Annotated in this window: 17 protein-coding genes; 8 read left to right on the top strand and 9 right to left on the bottom strand. The window is 64.0% G+C overall.

Annotated features, from left to right (window positions below):
• Positions 1-70 precede the first annotated feature (70 nt).
• From gatC to CQ007_RS13805, 5 genes are all read left to right on the top strand, one after another.
• Complete coding sequence (gene gatC / locus CQ007_RS13785; RefSeq protein WP_105646411.1) at positions 71-358, top strand: Asp-tRNA(Asn)/Glu-tRNA(Gln) amidotransferase subunit GatC; 288 nt, start codon at positions 71-73, stop codon at positions 356-358.
• 42 nt (positions 359-400) lie between these two features.
• Complete coding sequence (gene gatA / locus CQ007_RS13790) at positions 401-1,852, top strand: Asp-tRNA(Asn)/Glu-tRNA(Gln) amidotransferase subunit GatA (RefSeq protein WP_105646412.1); 1,452 nt, start codon at positions 401-403, stop codon at positions 1,850-1,852.
• A gap of 12 nt (positions 1,853-1,864) precedes the next feature.
• A complete protein-coding gene (gatB, locus tag CQ007_RS13795; RefSeq protein WP_105646413.1) occupies positions 1,865-3,310 on the top strand; it encodes an Asp-tRNA(Asn)/Glu-tRNA(Gln) amidotransferase subunit GatB in 1,446 nt (481 codons plus the stop codon).
• A gap of 3 nt (positions 3,311-3,313) precedes the next feature.
• The gene (locus tag CQ007_RS13800) at positions 3,314-3,766 is read left to right on the top strand and encodes a septal ring lytic transglycosylase RlpA family protein (protein WP_371919832.1); all 453 of its coding nucleotides are present in this window, start codon (positions 3,314-3,316) and stop codon (positions 3,764-3,766) included.
• A 93-nt stretch (positions 3,767-3,859) separates the two neighbouring features.
• Entirely contained in the window at positions 3,860-5,908 is a 2,049-nt protein-coding gene (locus CQ007_RS13805; RefSeq protein WP_105646414.1) for a BCCT family transporter, read from the top strand.
• A gap of 46 nt (positions 5,909-5,954) precedes the next feature.
• On the opposite strand, the gene CQ007_RS13810 is transcribed toward CQ007_RS13805, so the two are convergent.
• The 3 genes from CQ007_RS13810 to CQ007_RS13820 form a co-directional block, all read right to left on the bottom strand.
• Positions 5,955-6,539, bottom strand: a complete 585-nt coding sequence (locus CQ007_RS13810; RefSeq protein ID WP_105646415.1) for a YajG family lipoprotein — start codon at positions 6,537-6,539, stop codon at positions 5,955-5,957.
• A 62-nt stretch (positions 6,540-6,601) separates the two neighbouring features.
• On the bottom strand, positions 6,602-6,901 hold the full coding sequence (locus CQ007_RS13815) for a PA4642 family protein (protein WP_218278885.1): 300 nt from the start codon (positions 6,899-6,901) through the stop codon (positions 6,602-6,604).
• A gap of 89 nt (positions 6,902-6,990) precedes the next feature.
• A complete protein-coding gene (locus tag CQ007_RS13820) occupies positions 6,991-7,482 on the bottom strand; it encodes a hypothetical protein (protein ID WP_146114591.1) in 492 nt (163 codons plus the stop codon).
• Positions 7,483-7,556: 74 nt separating this feature from the next.
• Here CQ007_RS13820 and dauA point away from each other — a divergent pair, with 74 nt between their 5' ends.
• Entirely contained in the window at positions 7,557-9,299 is a 1,743-nt protein-coding gene (gene dauA, locus CQ007_RS13825; protein WP_105646418.1) for a C4-dicarboxylic acid transporter DauA, read from the top strand.
• Positions 9,300-9,308: 9 nt separating this feature from the next.
• On the opposite strand, the gene CQ007_RS13830 is transcribed toward dauA, so the two are convergent.
• A complete protein-coding gene (locus tag CQ007_RS13830; protein WP_105646419.1) occupies positions 9,309-9,866 on the bottom strand; it encodes a hypoxanthine-guanine phosphoribosyltransferase in 558 nt (185 codons plus the stop codon).
• A gap of 156 nt (positions 9,867-10,022) precedes the next feature.
• On the opposite strand from CQ007_RS13830, the gene upp reads away from it, so the two are divergent.
• On the top strand, positions 10,023-10,664 hold the full coding sequence (gene upp / locus CQ007_RS13835; protein ID WP_105646420.1) for a uracil phosphoribosyltransferase: 642 nt from the start codon (positions 10,023-10,025) through the stop codon (positions 10,662-10,664).
• Positions 10,664-11,920, top strand: a complete 1,257-nt coding sequence (locus tag CQ007_RS13840; RefSeq protein ID WP_105646421.1) for a uracil-xanthine permease family protein — start codon at positions 10,664-10,666, stop codon at positions 11,918-11,920. The genes upp and CQ007_RS13840 overlap by 1 nt, the downstream gene beginning before the upstream one ends.
• A 4-nt stretch (positions 11,921-11,924) precedes the next feature.
• Here CQ007_RS13840 and CQ007_RS13845 read toward each other — a convergent pair whose 3' ends face one another.
• From CQ007_RS13845 to pilV, 5 genes are read right to left on the bottom strand one after another with little or no spacing between them, the layout of a single operon-like run.
• Positions 11,925-12,329, bottom strand: a complete 405-nt coding sequence (locus CQ007_RS13845) for a type IV pilin protein (RefSeq protein ID WP_105646422.1) — start codon at positions 12,327-12,329, stop codon at positions 11,925-11,927.
• An 11-nt stretch (positions 12,330-12,340) separates the two neighbouring features.
• Positions 12,341-15,241: a PilC/PilY family type IV pilus protein gene (locus tag CQ007_RS13850; protein WP_158256775.1), complete on the bottom strand. Its 2,901-nt coding sequence runs from the start codon at positions 15,239-15,241 to the stop codon at positions 12,341-12,343.
• Complete coding sequence (locus tag CQ007_RS13855; protein WP_158256776.1) at positions 15,222-15,719, bottom strand: PilX N-terminal domain-containing pilus assembly protein; 498 nt, start codon at positions 15,717-15,719, stop codon at positions 15,222-15,224. The genes CQ007_RS13850 and CQ007_RS13855 overlap by 20 nt, the downstream gene beginning before the upstream one ends.
• 18 nt (positions 15,720-15,737) lie before the next feature.
• A complete protein-coding gene (locus tag CQ007_RS13860) occupies positions 15,738-16,523 on the bottom strand; it encodes a PilW family protein (protein WP_105646425.1) in 786 nt (261 codons plus the stop codon).
• The gene (gene pilV / locus CQ007_RS13865) at positions 16,520-17,014 is read right to left on the bottom strand and encodes a type IV pilus modification protein PilV (RefSeq protein ID WP_105646426.1); all 495 of its coding nucleotides are present in this window, start codon (positions 17,012-17,014) and stop codon (positions 16,520-16,522) included. Before pilV ends, CQ007_RS13860 begins: the two co-directional genes overlap by 4 nt.
• Positions 17,015-17,019: the final 5 nt, after the last annotated feature.

Genomic DNA, 17,019 nt, shown 5'->3' on the forward strand with positions numbered 1-17,019 from the left:
GTAAATTCGTCCCTTTTCCCGGATTTACCCAGCATCCAACCCGGATCGTCCGGCTTCATGGAGAATACACATGGCCCTAGACCGCTCAGACGTGGAACAGCTCGCCCATCTGGCGCGCATCGGCATCCAGGATCAGGACATTCCCGCCACCACGGCCAAATTGTCCAGCATCATGGGCCTGATCGACACCATGCAGGCTGTCGATACCAGTGGCGTCGAGCCGCTCGCCCACCCGTTGGAAACCACCCAGCGCCTGCGCGCCGATGTGGTCACCGAAAGCAATCAGCGCGAGGCGTTGCAGGCTATTGCACCGGCCACCGAACAGGGCCTGTATCTGGTCCCCCGGGTCATCGAGTGAATACCGCGTATACCCGCCGCGCTTTGAAACGAGACACTATACATGCATGAGAAAACCCTGGCCGGCTTGTCACAGGCCCTGCACAGCAAGGCAATCTCCAGCGTCGAGCTGACCGAACACTACCTCAGGCGCATCGAGCAGTTCGATGGTGCGCTCAACAGCTTCATCACCGTCACCCCGGAGCTGGCGCTTGAGCAGGCGCGTGCCGCCGATGCACGGCTGGCCGACGGCAGTGCCGGCCCGCTGACCGGCATTCCGCTGGCGCACAAGGACCTGTTCTGCACCCAGGGTGTGCGTACCAGTTGCGGCTCGAAGATGCTCGACAACTTCATCGCCCCCTACGAGTCCACCGTCACCCAGCGCTTCATCGATGCCGGCGCGGTGACCCTGGGCAAGACCAACATGGACGAGTTCGCCATGGGCTCATCCAACGAGTCCAGCTATTACGGCCCGGTGCGCAACCCATGGAATGTCGAGCACATCCCCGGTGGCTCCTCCGGTGGCTCGGCGGCAGCCGTGGCCGCCCGCCTGTGCGCAGCGGCCACCGGTACCGATACCGGCGGCTCGATCCGCCAGCCGGCCGGCTTCAACGCACTGACCGGCCTCAAGCCGACCTATGGCCGGGTGTCGCGCTGGGGCATGATCGCCTATGCCTCCAGCCTGGACCAGGCTGGCCCGATGGCGCGCAACGCCGAGGATTGCGCATTGCTACTGCAGGCCATGGCCGGCTTCGATGACAAGGACTCCACCAGCGTCGACCAGCCGGTGCCGGACTACAGCGCCGAGCTTAACCAGCCGCTGAGCGGCCTGCGCATCGGTCTGCCGAAGGAATATTTCGCCAGTGGCCTGGACAGCATCACCGCCGACGCGATTGCCGCGGCGGTCAAGCAGTTCCAGGCGCTCGGTGCCGAGGTGAAGGACATCAGCCTGCCGAACGCCGAGCTGGCGATTCCGGCCTATTACGTGCTCGCCTCGGCGGAAGCCTCCTCCAACCTGTCGCGCTTCGACGGTGTACGCTTCGGCTATCGCTGCGACAATCCGGCGGACCTGACCGACCTGTACCTGCGCTCGCGTGCCGAGGGCTTTGGCGATGAGGTCAAGCGACGCATCATGGTGGGGGCCTACGCGCTGTCCGCCGGCTATTACGACGCCTATTACCTGCAGGCGCAGAAGATCCGCCGGCTGATCAAGAATGACTTCATGGCCGCCTACGAGCAGGTCGATGTCATTCTCTGCCCGACCTCGCCGACGCCGGCATTCCGCATCGGCGAGAAGATCGACGATCCGGTGAGTCTGTACCTGACCGACATCTATACCATCACCGCCAACCTCGCCGGGGTCCCGGGCATCGCCATGCCCGCCGGTTTCGCCGCTGACCTGCCGATCGGCATGCAACTGCTCGGCCCCTACTTCAGCGAGCCACGCCTGCTGAACATTGCTCACCAGTACCAGCAGCACACCGACTGGCACACCCGCACGCCTGATGGGTTTTGAGGAATACTGAACATGCAATGGGAAATCGTTATCGGGCTGGAGATTCATGCCCAGCTCACCACCGCCTCGAAGATCTTCTCGGGTAGCGCCACCACCTTTGGCGCCGAGCCCAACACCCAGGCCAGCCTGATCGACCTGGGCATGCCCGGCACCCTGCCGGTGCTCAATGCCCAGGCGGTGAAGAATGCGGTCAAGTTCGGTCTGGCGATCGATGCCGAGATCGGCATGACCAACGTGTTCGCACGCAAGAACTATTTCTACCCCGACCTGCCCAAGGGCTACCAGATCAGCCAGATGGAGCTGCCGATCGTCGGCAAGGGTTTTCTCGACATCACCCTGGACGATGGCACGGTCAAGCGCATCGGCGTGACCCGCGCGCACCTGGAGGAGGATGCCGGCAAGAGCCTGCATGAAGACTTCCACGGCATGAGCGGCATCGACCTGAACCGCGCCGGCACCCCGCTGCTGGAAATCGTTTCCGAGCCGGACATGCGCAGCGCCAAGGAAGCCGTGGCCTACGCCAAGACCATCCACTCGCTGGTGCGCTACCTCGGCATCTGTGACGGCAACATGGCCGAAGGCTCGCTGCGCTGCGACTGCAACGTCTCGGTACGGCCCAAGGGCCAGGCAGAGTTCGGCACCCGCTGCGAGATCAAGAACGTCAACTCGTTCCGTTTCATCGAGAAGGCGATCAATACCGAGGTGCAGCGCCAGATCGAACTGATCGAGGACGGTGGCAAGGTAGTGCAGGAAACCCGCCTGTACGACCCGAACAAGGACGAGACCCGCTCCATGCGCAGCAAGGAGGAAGCCAACGACTACCGTTACTTCCCCGACCCCGACCTGCTGCCGGTAGTGATCGAGCCGGCCTTCATCGAGCAGGTGCGCGGCGAACTGCCGGAGCTGCCGCAGCAGAAACGCGAGCGCTTCCAGAGTGCGTTCGGCCTGTCCGCCTATGACGCCAGCGTGCTGTCGGCCAGCCGCGAGATGGCCGACTACTTCGAGCAGGTGCAGCAGACCTGCGGTGACGCCAAGCTGGCGGCCAACTGGGTAATGGGCGAGCTGTCCAGCCTGCTGAACAAGTCCGACATCGAGATCGACCAGTCGCCGGTCAGCGCCAGCCAGTTGGGCGGCATGATCCTGCGCATCAAGGACAACACCATTTCCGGCAAGATCGCCAAGATGGTGTTCGAGGCCATGGCCGCCGGTGAAGGCGACGCCGACCAGATCATCGAAGCCAAGGGCTTGAAGCAGGTCACCGACAGCGGCGCCATCGAGGCCATGCTGGATGAGGTACTGGCAGCCAATGCCGAGCAGGTGGAGCAGTACCGCGCCAGCGATGAAGCCAAGCGCGGCAAGATGTTCGGCTTCTTCGTCGGCCAGGCGATGAAGGCATCGAAGGGCAAGGCCAACCCGCAGCAGGTCAACCAGCTGCTCAAGCAGAAACTGGAAGGCTGAGTTTTGTCTGTCGTCAATGCCCTCCTTCGCATCCGTCCCAGCCGCGTCGGCACTCTGCCGGCGCGGCTGGGACGGGTACTGCTCACCTCGATACTGTTGCTGCCCGGCTGCTCGGCCATCGGCGACAGCCTGAACGACAGCGACGGTGGCCTGTCCTACACCGCCGAGGGTCGCGCCTCCTACTATTCCTCGCGCCTGCATGGCCGGCGTACCGCCAGCGGCGAACCCTACGACGAAACGGCGATGACCGCCGCCCATCCGAGCCTGCCGTTCGACGCCCAGCTGTGCGTCACCAACCTGTTCAATGGCCGCAGCACCGTGGTGCGGGTGAATGACCGCGGTCCGTTCGTGGGCAACCGCATCATCGATCTCTCGCTGGCTGCCGCCAAGGAGCTGGGCATGCTGCGCGCGGGCACTGCCCGGGTCAAGGTGCAAACCTGCGATATGGAGTCCTGAGCCGGGCATCGGCAGCCCGGTTGCTATACTCTCGGCGAAGCGCTGCCGCCACCCGGCAGCACTCATTCGTTCGGGCCCAAGGAGCTTTCCCGCATGTCGGAACCCACCAGACCACGCCTCTGGAACACCACCATTCTGTTGCCGGTATTCATTCCGGCGTTCTTCTTCATCCTGCTGCTGGTCGTAGGCACCGCCAGCCGGCCCGAGCTGGCCGGGGAGCTGTTCAGCTCGGTGCTGGGCTACATCACCAATACCTTCGGCTGGTTCTACATGCTCTCGGTGGCGATTTTCCTGGTGTTCATCGTCATCGTGGCCATGAGCAAATGGGGCCACATCAAGCTCGGGCCCGACCATGCCGAGCCGCAATACAGCTTTCCCTCCTGGTTCGCCATGCTGTTCTCCGCCGGTTATGGCATCGCCCTGCTGTTCTTCGGGGTGGCCGAGCCGGTGCTGCACTATGCCGACCCGCCGGAGGGCGCGGAGGGCCTGACAGTGGATGCAGCCAAGCAGGCGATGCAGATCGCCTTCTTCCACTGGGGCTTTCATATCTGGGCGATCTACGGCCTGACCGGCCTGGTGCTGGCCTACTTCTCGTTCCGCCACGGCCTGCCGCTGTCGATTCGCTCGGCGCTGTACCCGCTGATCGGTGAACGTATCTATGGGCCGATCGGGCATGCGGTGGATACCTTCGCCATTCTCGGCACCATGTTCGGCATTGCCACCACACTGGGCCTGTCGGTAGCGCAGATGAACGCCGGGCTCAATTACCTGTGGCCATCGATACCACTGAGTACCGGGGTGCAGATCGCCTGTATCGCGGTGATCACGCTGCTGACCATGGGTTCGGTAGTGGCCGGGATGGACAAGGGCATCAAGAACCTGGCGATGCTCAACATGATCATCGCCACCGCACTGATGCTGTTCGTGTTTCTGGTCGGACCGACGATCTTCATCCTGGAGACCTTCCTGCAGAATACCGGCAGCTACCTGAACAATATCGTCGAGCGCACCTTCAATCTGCAGGCCTATTCGCGCAGTGACTGGATCGGTAACTGGACGCTGTTCATCTTCGGCTGGACCATCGCCTGGGCGCCCTTCGTCGGCCTGTTCATCGCCAAGATCAGCCGCGGCCGGACCATTCGCCAGTTCGTCTTCGGGGTGATGCTGGTGCCGACCCTGTTCACCTTCTTCTGGTTCTCGGTGTTCGGCGACACCGCCCTGCACATGATCATCAACCAGGGTTATAGCGAGCTGATCGATCAGGTGAAGGCCGACAACGCCGTTGCCCTGTTCAAGCTGCTGGAGCAACTGCCTCTCACCTCGGTGATTTCTTTCATAACGGTACTGCTGATCGCGCTGTTCTTCGTTACCTCAGCCGATTCCGGGGCGCTGGTGGTCGACTCACTGGCCTCCGGCGGGGCGCTGGCCACACCGGCCTGGCAGCGTGGCGGCTGGGCCATCCTCAGCGGTGTGCTGGCCTCGGTGCTGCTGGTGGCCGGCGGGCTCAAGGCGCTGCAGAGCATGGCCATCGCCAGTGCCCTGCCGTTTGCCATCATCATGCTGCTCTCGGCACTGGGCATGTGGCGCGCACTGATCATCGAAAGCCACCACCAGCAGGTCAACCTGCAGTCGAACCGCGGCAGCAGCGGCCAGACCGGCTCGCCATGGAAGAAACGCCTGGCGGGCATCGTCAACTATCCGAAGAAGGATGAGGTGGAGCAGTTCATCAAAGGTCCGGCATTGACCGCCATGATCCGGGTGGCGAAGGGGCTGCAGGCGCAGTCCTGGCCGGCAGAGGTGCATTACGACGAGGAAAATCTTCGCGCCTATCTGGAGGTCATCGTGCCGGAACAACTGGACTTCCTGTACGAGATCCGCCTGCGTGACTACCTGCTGCCGGCCTTTGCCCATCCGGAGACCGGGGAAACCGCCGACGAGGACAGCTACTACTACCGGGCCGAGGTGTTCCTGCGCCGGGGCGGGCAGGCCTATGACGTCTACGGTTATGATGGCCAGGAGATCATCAGCGACATTCTCGACCACTTCGAGAAGTACCTGCACTTCCTGCATCTGTCACCGGGCGGGCTGCCATGGAACATGGCCGAGCATGACGAACTGCTGAATACACCGAAGGAAGAGTGAGCGCTGCGCGGGCCGTCGGCATGGCGGCCCGCGCAGATGAAGCCGGCTATTGCTGCAGGATGCGGATGACTTCCTGATCCTTGAAGATGCGCGACAGCGCATCGCTCATGACCTCGGTCACCAGGCGGGTATTGGTGGCCTGGTTCGGCGCATAGCCGAAACGGTGCTGGGCCGAAGCGCTGTAGCGACCAATGTAGCGCTGGTTCATCGAGCGCACCTCGGTAGCGAATACCGCGGAGATGTCCGCCTGGGTGACATACACACCCTCCTGCGGCGAAACGTAGGACAGCTCCGCCAGGCTCACCACCAGGCTGTTGGCATTGGGCGTCCCCTCCGGCACCACCTGAAAGCCCAGCTTGCCGAGCGCCTGCTCCACCTGCTGGCGCAGATGGGGCACGGTCTGGGCGCTGAGGGTCAGGTTGCTGGAGTCGGGATAGATGCCGCCGCGGGTGCCCAGCACCGGCGATGAGCGACTATCCTTGACAGTGACCACCACCGGCTGCTGACGCGCAACCTGGCTCAACGGCGCAGTCACGCTGGGCGTCACGTTCAATTGCTGCGGGCTGTGGGCACAGCCGGCCAGCACCAGGGCCAATCCCGCTACCGCCAGCCAACCCAGATGTTTCAACATGCTTGCACTCCTTTCAGCGATGACAGAGATACAGAATGACAGATGATTCCAGAGCCGCCAGGTCAGGCTGGACGCGCGCCCACTTCTTCCAGTGCCGCCACGTAGTCCTCGGCCTGGGCATGTCCACTGATGACCTGCAGGAAGGTCCTGCCCTCGGCATCCAGCGCGTTCACATCATGGCCAGCGGCCTGGAACATCTCCAGGAAGCGGGCGAAGTCATGCGCCCGCAAGCCCCGATAGGCGCGCGTCAACATGTAATGGTCAACGGGCTCGTCAGCCTCTCGCGGACGGAAACTCATGAACACGGCAACCTGCTCATCGGTCATGGGCTCGCCAACCACCTTTTTCTTGTCTTTGCGCACGAACAATCCCTCATGTGAATACGTAAGGGCCAAATTGTAACCATCCGGCCGCGCCGCCACCAGCTTAGAGTCTGTTGGCGACAGACTGCTCAGGGGACGCTGACCGGCCCGGCGTGGATATCCGCCCATACCGTCCCGTTGCCATAGAAGCGTGCCTGCACGAAATGCGGGCCTGGGCCTTCGAGCAGGCCGGTCAGCGCCTGCAGATAACTCAGCGGATAGTACAGGGTCAGCGTCTGGGCCTGCTGATCGTGCCTGGCCGGCGGCAGGCTACCCGCACCGTCGATGAAGCCGATGCGCACACTGCGCAGCGCGCCACCACGCAGCAATGAACGACCTTCGACGAACAACCACAGGCTGCTTTCCTGACTGCGGCCGGAGCTGCCCTGGCGTGACTCGCTGGCCACGGTCATGCGATAGCTGTCGATCTGCAGCAACAGCTGTTCGGGGCGATCCTGACGGGCCGCATAGCGGTCCGGCGGCATGAACTCCTCGTGCGGCAGGCTCTGCGGGGCGGCACCCACTACACCTGTAAGCGCAGCGAGGAGTATGCTTGTGAGTACCTTGGTGCTAATTTTCATGGGGCAGACTTCCCGAGCAGACACAAAGATCTGTTGTGGCAGCCGCGCCCAGCGTTGTCAACACAGGAAACACTATGAGCAGTTCTTCCTTTCGAGTGCCGCTGTTCGCCGCCTTGCGCGACAGCTTCCGGCAGGGCTATTCCCTGGCCAGCCTGCGCAGCGATGTGCTGGCCGGCATCACCGTCGGCATCATCGCCATCCCACTGGCCATGGCACTGGCCATCGCTGTGGGTGTGGCGCCGCAGCATGGCCTGTACACCGGTATTGTCGGCGGACTGATCATCGCCATCTGTGGCGGCTCGCGCTTCAATATCTCCGGGCCGACCGCCGCCTTCGTGGTAATCCTGCTGCCGATCACCCAACAGTACGGCCTGGGTGGCTTGCTGCTGGTCACCCTGATGGCCGGGGCAATCCTGCTGGCGCTGGGGCTGGCACGCATGGGCAATCTGATCCAGTTCGTGCCCTACCCGGTAGTGATGGGCTTTACCGCCGGTATCGGCATCGTTATCGCCACCCTGCAGATCAAGGACTTCTTCGGCCTGCAGGATATCGGCCAGCACAGCAACTATATCGAGCAATTGCAGGCCCTGGCCGGCGCGCTACCCTCGATCAGCACTGGCGACACGCTGGTCGGCGCTGCCACCCTGGCGACGCTGATCCTCTGGCCACGCCTGACTCGACGCGTTCCCGGACACCTGGTCGCACTACTGGCCGGCAGCCTGCTGGGTCTGCTGCTGATGACGCTGCAGATACCGGTGGCGACCCTCGGCGCACGCTTCAGCTATGAGCTGGACGGCGTCATACATGCCGGCATTCCGCCCTTTGCCCCGCACTGGGTGCTGCCATGGCGGCTGCCCGGTGCCGATGGCCAGCCGTTGCTGGTCAATTTCGAGATGCTGCGCCAGTTGCTGCCGTCGGCCATGGCGGTGGCCATGCTCGGCGCCATCGAGTCGCTGTTGTGCGCGCTGGTCGCCGACGGTATGGCCAATACCCGGCATGACCCCAATGCCGAGCTGCTGGGCCAGGGACTGGGCAACCTGGTGGTACCCTTCTTCGGCGGCATCACCGCTACCGCGGCGATCGCCCGCACCGCCACCAGCGTGCGCAGCGGCGCCCGCTCGCCGATCGCCGCGGTGGTGCATGCGCTGGTCATGCTGCTGGCGGTGGTGCTGCTGGCCCGGCTGTTCGCCTGGCTGCCGATGGCCTCGCTGGCAGCCATGCTGCTGATGGTGGCCTGGAACATGAGCGAAGCGCCACGGGTATTGCATCTGCTGCGGGTCGGGCCGCGCCAGGATGTGCTGGTGCTGCTGATCTGCCTGCTGCTGACCGTGCTGTTCGACATGGTGCTGGCGGTGGGGGTGGGCTTGCTGCTGGCCTCGGCGCTGTTCATCCGGCGCATGGCCGCGCTGAGTGGCGGCGGCGCACAGCTGCGCGGCAGCGAGGGGCCGCTGGCTGACCTGCCGGACAGCGTCGTGCTGTACTCCATCCAGGGCCCGATGTTCTTCGCCGCCGCCGACAAGGCGCTGGAAGCCATCAGCCGCTTCGATAGCGGGGTTCAGCATATGGTGATCGATATGCGCTCGGTGCCGAGCATGGACATGAGCGCCCTGGTGCTGTTCGAGAAGGCGTTGCAGGACCTTCATCGGCGCGGCATTCGGGTGTATCTGGTCGGGGTCAGGGCGCAGATCAGGCTCAAGCTCCGGCGCGCCGGACTCGATGCCCGGCGCGATGTGCGCAGCTTCGCCGCCACACCGCAACTAGCGGCGCAGTTGATCAGGGCGAAGCTGGCTGAAACTGGCACAGAGCCGTCGGGCTGAACAGCGCTGTCAGTGGTCCTTCAGCGCGTAGATGCCGGCGGCGTTGCGCCAGTAGCCCTTGTAGTCGAGGCCGTAGCCGAACACATAGCGGTCCTCGACATCCAGCCCGGTAAAGTCGGCGCGCAGGCCGGGATAGGCCTTGCGGTCATGGGTCTTGTCCAGCAGCACCGCAGTCAACACCTGCTCGGCGCCAGCATCACGGCAGTATTCGACGATCGCCGCCAGGGTATGCCCCTCGTCGAGGATGTCATCGATGATCAATACCGTACGGCCAACCAGCGAATGCTCGGCACGGGCCTTCCAGAAAAGCTCACTGCCGGACAGCTTGTTGCGGTAGCGGGTCGCGTGCAGGTAGCCCACCTCCATCGGGAAGGCGAGCCGGGTCAACAGCTGGCCGGCGATGATCAGGCCGCCATTCATCACGCTGTAGACGATCGGATTGCTGTCCTGCATGGTCTGGGTGATCGCCGCGGCCATCTGGTCCATGGCCGCCTCGACCTGCTGCTGCGTGTACAGGCAATCCGCCTCGTTCATGACCTGCCTGACGTGCTCGAGATCAAGGGACATGCATAGCCTCCGGGGGCATCGGAAAAGCGAGGCAAAATACTGCACCTGCTACAGCCATGCAAGCGATGTGACGCACCATCGCAGATAACCGGATGACCGGCACCGGACATTGGTTTACGCTATCAGCGTATTTGGCCCGCCCCCTGGAACCCCTCAATGAACATCCAAGAAATTCGCCATCCTCTGATCCGCCACAAGCTCGGTCTGATGCGTCGCAACGATATCAGCACGAAGAATTTCCGCGAACTGGCGCAGGAGGTTGCCGCCCTGCTGACCTACGAAGCGACCAAGGACATGCCGGTTGAAAATCACACGATTGACGGCTGGTGCGGCGATGTCAGCGTCGAACGGCTGGCCGGCAAGAAGATCACCGTGGTGCCCATACTGCGTGCCGGCCTCGGCATGCTCGACGGCGTGCTGAGCCTGATCCCCAGCGCCAAGGTCAGCGTCATCGGCATGGTGCGCAATGAACAGACCCTGGAAGCCGACACCTATCTGGAAAAGCTGGTCAGCGAGCTGCACCAGCGCCGTGCCCTGATCATCGACCCGATGCTGGCCACCGGCAGCTCCATGATCGGCACCATCGATATGCTCAAGCGCGCAGGCGCCCATGAGATCCGCGCACTGGTGCTGGTGGCTGCCCCGGAAGGCATCAAGCGGGTGAATGCCGCCCATCCGGATGTGGAGATATTCACCGCCTCGGTGGATGAAGGGTTGAACGAACATGGCTACATCATCCCCGGCCTGGGCGATGCCGGTGACAAGATCTTCGGTACCCGGCAGAAGGACGCCCATTGATGCAGCAGGACATGAGTACCACCGGCTGGCGCAGCGTGCTGGCCGGTTCCCAGATACTCTTCGTCGCCTTTGGTGCCCTGGTCCTGATGCCGCTGATCACCGGCATGCATCCGAGTGTGGCGCTGTTCACCGCTGGCCTGGGCACCCTGATATTCCACTTTGTGACCCAGCGCCAGGTACCGGTCTTCCTCGCCTCCAGCTTTGCCTTCATCGCCCCCATCCTGTACAGCAATCAGACCTGGGGCCTGCCAGCCACCCTCGGTGGACTGGTCGCTGCGGGTATGGTGTACCTGTTGTTGAGCCTGGCGGTACATCTGCGCGGGCCGGGCTTCATCCACCGCCTGCTGCCGCCGGTGGTGATCGGTCCGGTGATCATGGTGATCGGCCTCGGGCTGGCTTCCACCGCGGTCAACATGGCCTCCGGCAAGTCCGGCGACGGCAGCCTGCAGGTGATGGACTATTCCACCGCACTGCTCATTTCACTCGCTTCGCTGATCACCACATTGCTGGTCGCCGTCTATGCCCGGGGCCTGTTCCGCCTGGTGCCGATCATGGCCGGCGTGCTGGTCGGCTACACGCTGGCCTGGGCACTGGGAGAGGTGGACTTCACCAGCGTCGACAATGCCGGCTGGCTGGCCATGCCGGGCTTCGTGTTCCCCGAATTCCACCTGGCCGCCATCCTGTTCATGATCCCGGTTTCCATTGCCCCGGCGATCGAGCATATCGGTGACGTGATGGCGATTGGTGCGGTGACCGGCAAGGACTATGTACGCAAGCCCGGCCTGCAGCGTACGCTGCTGGGCGATGGCCTGGGCACCTCAGCCGCGGCCTTCTTCGGCGGACCGCCGAGCACTACCTATTCCGAAGTGACCGGCGCCGTGATGCTCACCCGCAACTTCAATCCGCTGGTGATGATCTGGGCCGCCGTCTTCGCCATCGGACTGGCGTTCATCGAAAAATTCGGTGCCGTCCTGCTGGGCATTCCGTTACCGGTGATGGGTGGCATTCTGTGCCTGCTGTTCGGCTCGATCGCCGTGGTCGGCATCAATACCCTGATCCGTCATCAGGTCGACCTGTCCGAAGCGCGCAACCTGTGCATCGTATCGATCACCCTGGTCTTCGGTATCGGCGGCATGGCCATCGGCAACCAGACAGTCACTCTGCAGGGCATCAGTCTGTGCGGCATCGTCGCCATTCTGCTGAACCTCATCCTGCCGGCGACCAGGCCCGATCCGGCCGCCCCCACAGCCGACTGAGCGATCAGCGGCGCCAGCACTTCCGATCGGTCGGTGTGCGCTGACCGACCTGATTCAGCGTATAGCTGGCGCAGGCATCCCCGGCCATGATACCGCCGGGGACCGCCGTTGCGGTCAGGGTGAAACTCTCGGCAGCCAGGGTCGGCACTATGCTGAATACCGCATTGCCGGTAGCCGGGCTCTGGCTGGCCAGGCCGCTGACCGTGCCGCTGTCATACCCCCCGTGACGGGTGTAGTGCCGTTCCAGCAGCTGGGCGTTTTCCAGCAGCACTGCGGTTACCTCGGCGCGCCGGGTCTGGCGCACATGCTCCTGATAGGACGGCAGCGCGATCGCCGCCAGGATACCGATCACCACTACCACGAGCATCAGCTCGATCAGGGTGAACCCCCGCTGTGCTTTTCTCGACATGCACCCTCCCCTCATTGCAGCTGCCGCCACATGATGCGATTGAACTGGCAATGGGGCCGACCGGAAACCACCGCGACATCGCTGGAACCCTGCACCAGATAGATTTCACCGCTGCAGCCGGCCGGCATTCCGTCCTCATCCCGGTCCATGACGCTGAGATCGCCCGGCAGACCGATGTCCAGCTCCAGGCCTGCCGCCGGCAGGTCGGCATCGTCGATGCGCCGGTCGCCGTTGGTGTCCAGTATCTGCCTGGCCGGCATGCCACCATTGCTCAGCGACACCGCCATCAGCCAGCCACCGGCCTGGGTCAGGCAAGGGTCGTCGACATCGGTCCTGATGAAACCGGTGGTAAACAGCACCCGGGCATTCTTGATCACGAAGTCCCGGGTTACCCGCTCGCCCTGAGCCTGGCTGTTGTGAATCAGCGGCAGATACCAGCCATGCTGGCTGCTCCAGTCCACTGTGTTGGAGGTTACCGTGCGTACCGCCTGGCCGCTGCCGGGGTCGGTGGTAAGCGAAGCGATGCGCTGCTCCTGCAGCGCCGCGGGTGTCAGCCCGTCCACCGGCAACGCTGGCACATCCAGCACGGCATAGAACGCCTGGGTGCCAGTGTCGGTCAGGTCCGCTGTTTCCATGAACTTGCCGGTGCCGAACAGCACCAGATCCCGGTCGGTGTTCATGCTCGGATGCAGTTGCGGTTGTACGGTGATCGGCTGGCCGGCGGCAGCGGTGAACAGCGGCTTACCATCGTGTGCCACCGCCCAGTGGGCCGCATCCGCCTGGTGCAGGTCGAATTTCCACAATTGGCCATGCAGATCACCGGCGAACGCTGCTCCCACCTCGCCAGCCGCATCGAACTGCAGCACCGGTGCGGACAGGCCATTGCCCTGCACCACTCCCGGGCGAGCGCTGACCTCCAGTTGCCTGAGCAGCACACCGGTCTGCAGGTCGAACACCAGTAGCGCTGCACCATCGGCGGTGCTGCCATAGCCGTTGCCGGTGATCAGCACCGGGGTACCATGCAGCCGCGTTATCACCGGTCTGCCGTAGACATGCCCGATCGCCTCACTCTGGCTGGCATTGACCTCCCACAGCGCACCGCGCGCCGCATCGCCACGAACCGCATCGAACAGGCGCAGAACGAACAGTCCCTTGCCACCGGCACCCAGGCCACCCGCCGCCAGGGTGCTCCACTGGCCACCCAGTTCGGCATCGGCGACCACCAGGCGACCATCGACCCCGGAACGGTGGTGATTGCCGTTGCCGTAATCGGAGCGCGCACGTATACCCAGGCCGACCTGCAGCGCCGCCGGCAGGTAGGAGTACAGATGGTTGCCGGCGGTGTCGAACAGGCGCACAAAGCCGTCATTGGCACCGACCAGCAGCGCTTCGGCCATAGCGCTGCGCCGTTGCTGCAGATACGCAGCATAGTCCGCGCCCTGGTTGATGGTCAGAGCCTGGTGCCCTGCTCCAACCAGCACCGGGGCGGAATTGATGATATTGCCCAACAGCCGGCTGCGGCTACGCAGCTCGGCATCCCGGCTGCCGCGGGTCCAGTCGAGCAGGCGCTGCGCGGCATCGCTGCCCGTCAGACCGGCCGTCATCGCCTCGGCATCCAGCGCCACCTGCTGTTCGCCAGACAGCAGCGCCCAGGTATTGCCGCCCAGCGTGACGGCACCAGCGGCTGTCCCGCCCTCGGCATTGCGCCAGGTCTGGAAAGTGCCCCCCGCTGCGCCCGGTACAAAAGTCTGGTCGGTGCTCCACAGCAAGGTATCAGGCTCACCATCGGCATTCATCTGGTAGGCGCGCAGGCTGCCGCTCCAGTCGCTGGGGTCGAACTGCGTCTGGTAGTAACGACTGACCCCGGCACTGAGCTGCTGGCTGTCACTCACCGCACCGCCGCCAGAGCCTGCCGCGGCGCTGATCTCCTGCAGGGCGCTGCTCAGTGCCTGCTGCAGTTGCTGGCGATCGCTGGCAGTGAAGTAGCGGCCATTGCCCGCGCTCGCCGCCTGACTGAGGCGGACATCGTCCAGGGCAAAGCCGACGGTATAGGTTTGCAGGTTCTGCAACGGGAAGCGCGGATCATTCCAGCTCTGTCCGGCCTGGTCGGTGCCGCTGCTGCGCAAGTCGGTTTCATAGGCGAAGCGGGCGATATCATCCAGGTAGAAGGTGCCGCCTTCGGTGCTGTCCTGTGCGCCAGCGGTGACATCGGCGCCGTCCCCATCCCAGTCGGGCAGGTTGAAGTTGCCGGCCAGCCGCGGATTGTTGCCGTCCGGCTCCTGCGCCAGCGTGGTGGGAAATTGACTGTCATGGGTGGGCAGGCCGTCGGTCACCACCAGACCGAAGTTCTTCTGGCAGCGATACTGGATCGGACTGTGGAACACCTCGCGCTGCGACTCGGCCAGGGTTTGCGGGTAGAACGCCCGCATGCCGCGCAGATAACGGGTGATCTCATAATAGGACTCGGCCAGCGGGGTCCAGGTAAGGCTGCCCCTGGTGCTCGGATTCAACCCGTCCAACGCCCGGTTGAGCGCATCGAAGCGGGCGATGCCGGCAGCGCTGTGCGGGTCGATGCTGCCCGCCTCCACTTGCAGTTGCCCTCCCGGGCCACTGTCATTGGGCAGTGACTGACGAAAGGTAAACAGTCCGAAGCGCAGGTCGCGATTGGCCGCGATCACGTCCTTGGTGACGTCCCGGGCAATGTCCAGACGCGTTTCGCTGCCGATGGAGTTCAGCACCATGCTCGAGGAATTGTCGAACAGCACCAGCACGTTGGGCGGTACGACCGAGGCAGATAATATCGGCCCGCTCAAGGGAGCGAAGGCCTGCGCCGGCAGAGCCGTGCACAGCCCCAGCGCCAGCCCGGCGACAGCCGCCTGACAGCGGTGCAGGTTACATCCGTGTAAAGGCATAGACACTCTCCAGAACCGTACGGGTAGCCCCCTTGTGACTGACCACCGAGATCCGATACAGGGTGCTCGGCGCCCCGGCGGCCAGATTCGCCGGCATGACGCTGTCACCCAGCCGCACGATGCGGTACCAGGCCCGCGCGTCATTGCCGGCCACCGCAACCGGTAACGCACTCCAATCGGCAGCCGGGGCGCTCAGATGGTCCGGATCGAGTGCGGCAACTGGCAGCTCGCAGCCAGCCTGGACGCATACCAGCAACGGCAGCATCAGTTCATTAGCGCGGACCTGCTGTTCGATGTAGCGCAGGCCGCTTTCCGCGGCCTGGAAGCTGTCGTTCTTGAGTTTGACGTTATGCGCCATGCGCTCCTGACTGGTAGAGATACCGATGCCCGCCACCGCGGTCAGGGTCAGCATCAGCAGCAGAACCAGGCTGATGATCAGGGCACTGCCTGCCTGGCGCCGTGTTGAACCTGTAAACATGATCCGCTCCTGTTCCATTCAATCCAGCCGGTTGCGCAGCGCGGTGACCAGGGTGTACTGCTGCACCCTGACCTTGCCGTCATCGGTACTGGCCGGACTGTCACTGAGACCCAGGGCAAGGCGCACACTGCGAATGCGCGCACTGTCCTCGGTTGCCACCGTGGCCAGGTAACTGCCGTCCACCTGCCGCTGCGCGGCATCGGCGGCCAACCCGAAGCGCACGTCGAAGGCCGCCACGTTGTCGATCAGTACCTCGAAGTTGCCAGTGCCGTTGAGGCGGGTCTGCACCGCATGTTGCGCCAGCCGGTACTCGATCTGGCGTACCGGGATCAGCAGGTCGCCAGGGCCGGCCTGCAGACGGTCGGTGCCGCTGACAATACGCAGCTCGTTCAGGCAGTTGCTCGCCAGCAACCACTGCGCGCCATAGTCCGAGGCCCTGTGGCTGCCGCCGAACGCAGTGCTGGCATACACCGGCACCGCGGTGACTACCTTGAGCACACCGTCGGCAAAACTGATGGGTTGGGCAAAGTCCACTGGCAGTTGGCTGCGGGTAGCGGCAGGCAGGCGGGCCAGATCCAGACAACCGAACATGCCGGCCTGGCGCAGATCGCGGCTGATACGGGTCAGCACGAAGCGGGCATTCTCCTGCAACGCGGCGCTATGCTGCTGCACCACGAAGCTCTGCTTGCCGGCAATGAATATCTGCGACACGCCAAGCACCAGGATCAGCCCGAGGGTCATGGCGATCATCAGCTCGACCAGCCCGAAGCCGCGCTGTGCGCCTACCGGCGCGAGACCGCTCACAGGTCACCCCGGATCAGTGAGGAAATGACCACTTCGGTATGGCCGCCATCCGCGACGATACGTTGCTCCGACCAGCCAACGGTGATGGTCGCACGGCTGCCGCTGATCACCACGCTGCCGTAACCGGCCGGCAACAGGCAACTGACGGCGCGGATGAAATCCTCGCGGTCGGTAGCCAGGATCGATGAGGCCTGCGATGCAGCAGAGCATGTGCTGTTGACGCTCAGGGCATAACTGGACAGGCTGCCGGCGTTGGCCCGCATGCGATCGAGCATGTCATAGGCGAGGAAGCTGGCTTGGGTATGGTAGGCGGCACTGGCGTTATAGCGCAGGGCATTGGTCTGCAGTGAGACGGCGCCAAGCACGCCGATGGCCAGCACCAGCAGCGCCACCAGCACTTCCAGCAGGCTGACGCCGCGCTGCCGCCCGGCGCCACCGGGCAGCGCCGGGCGGGTCCCCAGTCGGTGGCGTGCAGATCGTCCCGATCCCATGGCAG

Source organism: Pseudomonas sp. MYb185, from assembly GCF_002979975.1.
In the GTDB taxonomy this organism is placed as follows: domain Bacteria; phylum Pseudomonadota; class Gammaproteobacteria; order Pseudomonadales; family Pseudomonadaceae; genus Halopseudomonas.

Bases quoted from the DNA above. Each gene is read 5' to 3' on its own strand.
- gatC (WP_105646411.1), top strand. From the start codon at position 71: ATGGCCCTAGACCGCTCAGACGTGGAACAGCTCGCCCATCTGGCGCGC.
- gatA (WP_105646412.1), top strand. From the start codon at position 401: ATGCATGAGAAAACCCTGGCCGGCTTGTCACAGGCCCTGCACAGCAAG.
- gatB (WP_105646413.1), top strand. From the start codon at position 1,865: ATGCAATGGGAAATCGTTATCGGGCTGGAGATTCATGCCCAGCTCACC.
- CQ007_RS13805 (WP_105646414.1), top strand. From the start codon at position 3,860: ATGTCGGAACCCACCAGACCACGCCTCTGGAACACCACCATTCTGTTG.
- CQ007_RS13810 (WP_105646415.1), bottom strand. From the start codon at position 6,539: ATGTTGAAACATCTGGGTTGGCTGGCGGTAGCGGGATTGGCCCTGGTG.
- CQ007_RS13820 (WP_146114591.1), bottom strand. From the start codon at position 7,482: ATGAAAATTAGCACCAAGGTACTCACAAGCATACTCCTCGCTGCGCTT.
- dauA (WP_105646418.1), top strand. From the start codon at position 7,557: ATGAGCAGTTCTTCCTTTCGAGTGCCGCTGTTCGCCGCCTTGCGCGAC.
- CQ007_RS13830 (WP_105646419.1), bottom strand. From the start codon at position 9,866: ATGTCCCTTGATCTCGAGCACGTCAGGCAGGTCATGAACGAGGCGGAT.
- upp (WP_105646420.1), top strand. From the start codon at position 10,023: ATGAACATCCAAGAAATTCGCCATCCTCTGATCCGCCACAAGCTCGGT.
- CQ007_RS13840 (WP_105646421.1), top strand. From the start codon at position 10,664: ATGCAGCAGGACATGAGTACCACCGGCTGGCGCAGCGTGCTGGCCGGT.
- CQ007_RS13845 (WP_105646422.1), bottom strand. From the start codon at position 12,329: ATGTCGAGAAAAGCACAGCGGGGGTTCACCCTGATCGAGCTGATGCTC.
- CQ007_RS13850 (WP_158256775.1), bottom strand. From the start codon at position 15,241: ATGCCTTTACACGGATGTAACCTGCACCGCTGTCAGGCGGCTGTCGCC.
- CQ007_RS13855 (WP_158256776.1), bottom strand. From the start codon at position 15,719: ATGTTTACAGGTTCAACACGGCGCCAGGCAGGCAGTGCCCTGATCATC.
- pilV (WP_105646426.1), bottom strand. From the start codon at position 17,014: ATGGGATCGGGACGATCTGCACGCCACCGACTGGGGACCCGCCCGGCG.